Raw genomic sequence first — 5506 nt, forward strand, 5'->3', positions numbered from 1 at the left:
GTCCACGGTGCTGCGCTGGACGTTGTCCTCCGCATCGCAGTGCAGCAGCTCGCCGTGGCGCGGATCGACGCCCCATCCCGGCGCACCTGGCGCGATGCCGCGACGCAGCTGCGCCTCCTGCACGTCCAGGCCATGTTTGATCCAGCTGGCCCGCGTGCCATGCACGGCGAAACGCGGTGCAGGCGCAGCGACCAGTGAACCGGCATGCACGATCGCGCGATGGCGCGGGTAGTGAAGCACCGCATGGAAATAGTCGATACCAGCGCCGCCTTCGCGCTGCACGGCGAGGTCCGCATCGATCGCCTGCGGACAGCCGAACAGCACCAGCATCTGGTCCAGCAGGTGCGGCCCCAGGTCGTACCACAGGCCGCTGCCCGGCCCGTCCTGCTCGCGCCAGCGTTCGCGCACCTGCGGACGATAGCGGTCGAAATGTGCGTGGCATTCGGCGATGTCACCGAGCGTGCCGTCGGCAAGCAGCGCCTGCAGGGTCAGGAAGTCCGCATCGAACCGCCGGTTCTGGAACACGGTAGCGATGCGTCCAGCGTCGCGCGCTGCGGCCAGCACCTGTTCGGCTTCGCGCACGCTCACGGCGAACGGCTTGTCCACCAGCACATGCTTGCCGGCGGCCAGCGCGGCGATGGCCAATGGCGCGTGCTGTTCGTTCGGCGTGGCGATGACCACCGCATCTACCGCAGGGTCATCGAAGACCTCCTGTGCGGTAGCGCGTACGTGGACGTCGCTGAAGGTGCGCAGCAGCGTATCGCGCTGCGAACTGACCACGCTGTGCAGAGCCAGCCCCGGCGTGTGCTGGATCAGCGGGGCGTGGAAGACGCGGCCGGCAAGGCCGTAGCCGATCAGGGCCAGTTGCAGCTCAGGGCGCATGGGAGGACTCCGCGCAGATCGTGAAGTGCAGGACAGGAACCTCAGGGTAAACGAGATGACTACGCGCCCGGAAGCTGAACCATTCCCGCTGCGGGTGCGCCCATTCACGTGAGCGTGACCGCAGCGCCACGCCTGCACTACAAGCACTTGGCGACACTGGGCGCACCAACCAGTAGGAGAACCAAACGATGAGCACCACGACCCGTACGCTGTTGGCTTCCGCCCTCACCCTGGGCCTGGCGCTGTCCTCCTCGGCCGCATTCGCCCAGGACGCCGCAGCGAAGAGCCCGCCGAAAACCGATCATTCGGCGATGACCCATGCAGACCGCCATGATTCCAACGAGCCGGTCACCGACAGCTGGATCACCACCAAGGTCAAGGCCGATCTGCTCGCCAGCAGCAATGTGCCGGGTACCGAAGTAAAGGTGGAGACGGTCAATGGCGTGSTCAGCCTGAGTGGCACCGTTGCCACCAAGGCCGAGCATGACAAGGCCATCGCCACCGCCAAGGGCATCAAGGGCGTGACCCGCGTTGATGCCGCCGCACTGAAGGTCAGTGCCGCCAAGCGTTGATCGACGCCGCAGGTTATCGGCAGGGGCGCTCCTACGGGGGCGCCCCTGTTTTGTGCTGTGGCGCCTGCTCGATACGTGCTGGTGGGCGCCCCGCCGAATGACCCATTGCCCCAGAGATGTGACCGGCTGCGCTATATTGCCGGTTCCGCCGTGGCCGGTCCTGCCCGGATCGCACTCCCCGGCTGAGCTGACGAGGAACTATGGCGCTGGTTTTCAGTGATGACATCTGGGATCGCTGGCGACTGCCTGCTTTGGCACTGGCAGCGGTAGCCATCATCGTGGTCCCGTGGTTGACCCTGCGCAAACTGCAGCAGGACAACGAACTGGCCATGGGCTGGGTGACCCATACCCAGCAGGTGACCGTGGCCCTGCAGCAGCTGCAGACCGACGTGCGCGACATCGAATCTGCTGCGTTGACGCTGTCCAAGGGCGTGGACGCGCCGGGCCTGCGCGAGCGCATGGGCAAGGCCAACGACATCCCCGAGCGTCTGGCCGAACTGGGCCGGATGACCCGCGACAATCCCGACCAGCTGATCCGCATCGGCCGCATCCAGTCGATGCTGGAAGGCCGGCTGGGGGTTGCGCGTGAACTGGCGAAGTCCGAGCCGAACAGCGACCAGCGCGAGCTGGTGCAGGACCTGAGCACGCGCTACCCGATCCGCGGCCTGGTGGAAGAGCTGCAGGCCAGCGAGGAAGCGCTGCTGGCCCAGCGCACCGCGCAGGCGGAGCGACAGAAGCGGCAGACCAACTTCGTGTCGTGGAGCTCGCTGCTGGTGCAGCTGGCACTGCTCGGCCTGGTGCTGTGGCTGCTGCAACGGCAGATCGGCCGCCGCCTGCAGGCAGAGYGGCAGTCGCAGCGCGCGGCGGCACGCGCGGCGTCGGTGCTGCAGACCGTGCGCGAACCGATCGTGCTGCTGGATCGCGAGCTGCGCGTGCAGCTGCACAATCCCGCGTTCTCCGAGTTGTACGGGCTGCAGGATGAGCGCGCAGACGGCCTGCTGCTGGAAGACGTAGGCGAGGGCGCGTGGCGTGACCCGGTGGTGCGCCAGCGTCTGGCCGATGTGTTGCTGCGCGGCCGCGAACTGTGGGATTTCGAACATGAACAACGCACCGTCGACGGCATGTCCCGTTACATGCTGCTCAACGCACGGCGCATGCCGCTGCCTGACACCGACGATGAAGTGGTGCTGCTGACCGTCAGCGATGTGACCGTGCAGCGTGCGGTGCAGACACGCGTTGAAGAACTGAACCGGCAGCTGGAGGGCAAGGTTGCCCAGGTCTCGGAGGTCAACCGCGAACTGGAAGCGTTCAGCTACTCGGTGTCGCACGACCTGCGCGCGCCGCTGCGCCATGTCGCCGGTTTCTCGGACAAGCTGTCGCGCCATCTGGGCGAGGCTGCCGACGAGAAGAGCCAGCACTACCTGGGGGTGATCTCCGGTTCAGCGCGGCGCATGGCCACGTTGATCGACGACCTTCTGGTCTATTCGCGCCTGGGCCGCGTGGCGATGCGCCAGCAGACCGTGGACATGCAGTCGCTGGTGGCCGATACGCGCGCGATGCTCGACGCGAACGTGCAGAGCGAAGCCGAGAGCAGTGGCCACGCCCATCAGGTGGAGTGGAGCATCGCGCCGCTGCCGATCGTGGTGGGCGACGAAAACATGCTGCGCCAGGTCTGGCTGAACCTGCTGGGCAACGCGGTGAAGTATTCAGCCAACCGCGAGCCGGCCAAGGTCCGCGTTGACTACCAGCAGCAGCCCGATGGCGGTCATCAGTTCACGGTCAGCGACAATGGTGCAGGCTTTGACATGGCCTACGCCGGCAAGCTGTTCGGTGTATTCCAGCGCCTGCACAAGGCCAGCGACTATCCCGGTACCGGTATCGGCCTGGCCAGCGTTCGCAGGGTGCTGACCCGCCATGGCGGCCGAATCTGGGCCGAAGCCGCACCGGATGCTGGCGCCACCTTCCACTTCTATCTTCCCCCCGTGCTCGACACGGACAAACAGGGCCCCATCGCATGACGACGCTGCGCACCATCCTCCTGGCCGAAGACAGCCCGGCCGACGCCGAAATGGCGATCGATGCGCTGCAGGAAGCGCGCCTGGCCAATCCCATCGTGCACGTCGAAGACGGCGTGGAAGTGATGGATTACCTGCTGCGCCGTGGCGCCTTCGCCAGCCGCGAAGAGGGCCTGCCGGCGGTGCTGCTGCTGGACATCAAGATGCCGCGCATGGATGGCCTGGAAGTGCTGCGGCAGATCCGCGAACACGATGAGCTGAAGCGGTTGCCGGTGGTGATCCTGTCCTCCTCGCGCGAGGAAAGCGACCTGGCCCGCAGCTGGGACATGGGCGTGAACGCGTACGTGGTCAAGCCGGTGGACGTGGACCAGTTCTTCGGCGCAGTGCAGACCCTGGGCAAGTTCTGGGCACTGATCAACCAGGCTCCGGAGATCGAGTAGGCCCATGCCCCTGACCGGTCCCGCGCTCGGCGCATTGCGCATCCTGCTGGTGGAAGATTCCCCGGAGGATGCCGAGCTGATGTCCGAACAGATGCTCGATGCAGGCCTTGAGGCCACCTTCGAGCGTGTCGAGAGCGCGGACGACCTGCGCCATGCGCTGGCGCGCTTCCAGCCGGACATTGTCCTGTCCGACCTGAGCATGCCTGGCTTCTCCGGCGACGACGCGCTGCGCATCGTGCGCGATGCGTTGCCGGAGGTACCTTTCATCTTCGTCTCCGGCACCATGGGCGAGGAGAATGCGGTGGCGGCCCTGCAGAAGGGAGCCAACGACTACATCATCAAGCACCAGCCGGCGCGCCTGCCGTCGGCCGTGGCGCGCGCGGTGCGTGAGGCACGCAGCGCCATCGAGCGCTCGCGGGTGGAAACCGAGCTGATGCGCGCGCAACGGCTGGAAAGCCTGTCGTTGCTGGCCGCCGGGCTCAGCCACGATCTGCGGAACATCCTGCAGCCGCTGCTGATCATGCCGGACCTGCTGAAGGCGCGTACCGAAGATCCGCAGCTGCACCACCTGGCCGACGTGATCGCCGAGTGCGGTCGCCGTGGCCATGAGATGGCCGAATCGATGCTGTCGTTCGTGCGTGGCTCGCGCAAGGCCAGCGAACGCATCCACATCGATGACCTGTTCCAGGCCGTGGCGCTGCTGTTGCGCAGCAACGTGCCCGATGGCGTCCGCCTGGACCTGGTGGTCGAGGATGAGGGGCTGGTGGTCGATGCCAACTACACCGAGTTGCAGCAGGTGTTGTTGAACCTGGCGCTCAACGCGATCCAGGCGATGCCCCAGGGTGGCAACCTGAGCCTGACCGCCAGCCATGGTGGCCAGCGCGATGGCGAGGACTGGCTGCGCATCGCGGTGGTCGATGAAGGCACCGGCATGGATGCGGACACGTTGTCGCACCTGTTCAACCCGTTCTTCACCACCAAGGCCGATGGCACCGGGCTGGGCCTGATTTCCTGCAAGCGCATCGTTGAAGGTGCCGGTGGCAGCATCCACGTCGACAGCCAGCTGGGGCGGGGCACCTGCTTCGAGCTGCGCTTGCCGATGCATGCCAGCGCCGAGGGCGGCGAACCGATCGAACAGCTCGTGGCGCTGGGCAGCGGCCAGTCGATCCTGGTGGTCGATGGTGAAGCCACGCGCCTGTCGCTGTTGGGCAATGCGCTGTCCAGCCAGGGCTATCAGCTGCAGCTGGCCTCCGATGGCCCGGCTGCGCTGCGCTGGATGCAGCAGGAGGCGATGCCGGCGCTGGTGATTGCCGATGCCGGCTCCAAGCTGTTGTCGGCCAGCCAGCTGCTGGGCGAGATGGCCACGCTCGGTTATCGCGGCCCGGCGCTGGTGCTGGAAGATGCTGCCGGGGAAATGCCGGTTGATGTGTTCCCCGCTGGCATCGAGGTGCACCTGCTGCGCAAGCCGCTGCAGATGCAGCAGGTCTTCCGCGCGGTGGCCGACGCGCTGGGCTGAAATCAGGGGTAGTGCCGGCCGCTGGCCGGCAGATTTCAGCCCAGCGCGTCGGCCACCGCGCGGAAGACCTGCTGCATCTGC

5 protein-coding genes are annotated in these 5506 nt (G+C 66.6%); 4 read left to right on the forward strand and 1 reads right to left on the reverse strand.

Translation table 11 applies throughout. The features are described 5' to 3' along the window. Positions 1-882 (reverse strand): oxidoreductase (locus AB4Y84_RS11730; protein ID WP_442250166.1); only part of this gene is annotated, 882 nt, incomplete at its 3' end. 188 nt (positions 883-1070) lie between these two features. Here AB4Y84_RS11730 and AB4Y84_RS11735 point away from each other — a divergent pair. The 4 genes from AB4Y84_RS11735 (at position 1071) to AB4Y84_RS11750 (ending at position 5425) form a co-directional block, all read left to right on the forward strand. Then, positions 1071-1454 carry a BON domain-containing protein gene (locus AB4Y84_RS11735; RefSeq protein WP_442250167.1) on the forward strand — a complete coding sequence of 128 codons (384 nt, stop codon included), beginning with the start codon at positions 1071-1073 and terminating at the stop codon, positions 1452-1454. A gap of 200 nt (positions 1455-1654) precedes the next feature. After that, complete coding sequence (locus AB4Y84_RS11740) at positions 1655-3472, forward strand: sensor histidine kinase (RefSeq protein ID WP_442250168.1); 1818 nt, start codon at positions 1655-1657, stop codon at positions 3470-3472. Continuing rightward, positions 3469-3909, forward strand: coding sequence for a response regulator (locus tag AB4Y84_RS11745; protein WP_025878695.1), 441 nt, complete (start codon positions 3469-3471; stop codon positions 3907-3909). Before AB4Y84_RS11740 ends, AB4Y84_RS11745 begins: the two co-directional genes overlap by 4 nt. A gap of 4 nt (positions 3910-3913) precedes the next feature. Further along, the gene (locus tag AB4Y84_RS11750) at positions 3914-5425 is read left to right on the forward strand and encodes an ATP-binding response regulator (protein ID WP_312786956.1); all 1512 of its coding nucleotides are present in this window, start codon (positions 3914-3916) and stop codon (positions 5423-5425) included. Positions 5426-5506: the final 81 nt, after the last annotated feature.

The organism is Stenotrophomonas sp. 2YAF22 (assembly GCF_052114665.1).
Lineage (GTDB): Bacteria > Pseudomonadota > Gammaproteobacteria > Xanthomonadales > Xanthomonadaceae > Stenotrophomonas > Stenotrophomonas indicatrix.

Bases quoted from the DNA above. Each gene is read 5' to 3' on its own strand.
- AB4Y84_RS11745 (WP_025878695.1), top strand. From the start codon at position 3,469: ATGACGACGCTGCGCACCATCCTCCTGGCCGAAGACAGCCCGGCCGAC.
- AB4Y84_RS11750 (WP_312786956.1), top strand. From the start codon at position 3,914: ATGCCCCTGACCGGTCCCGCGCTCGGCGCATTGCGCATCCTGCTGGTG.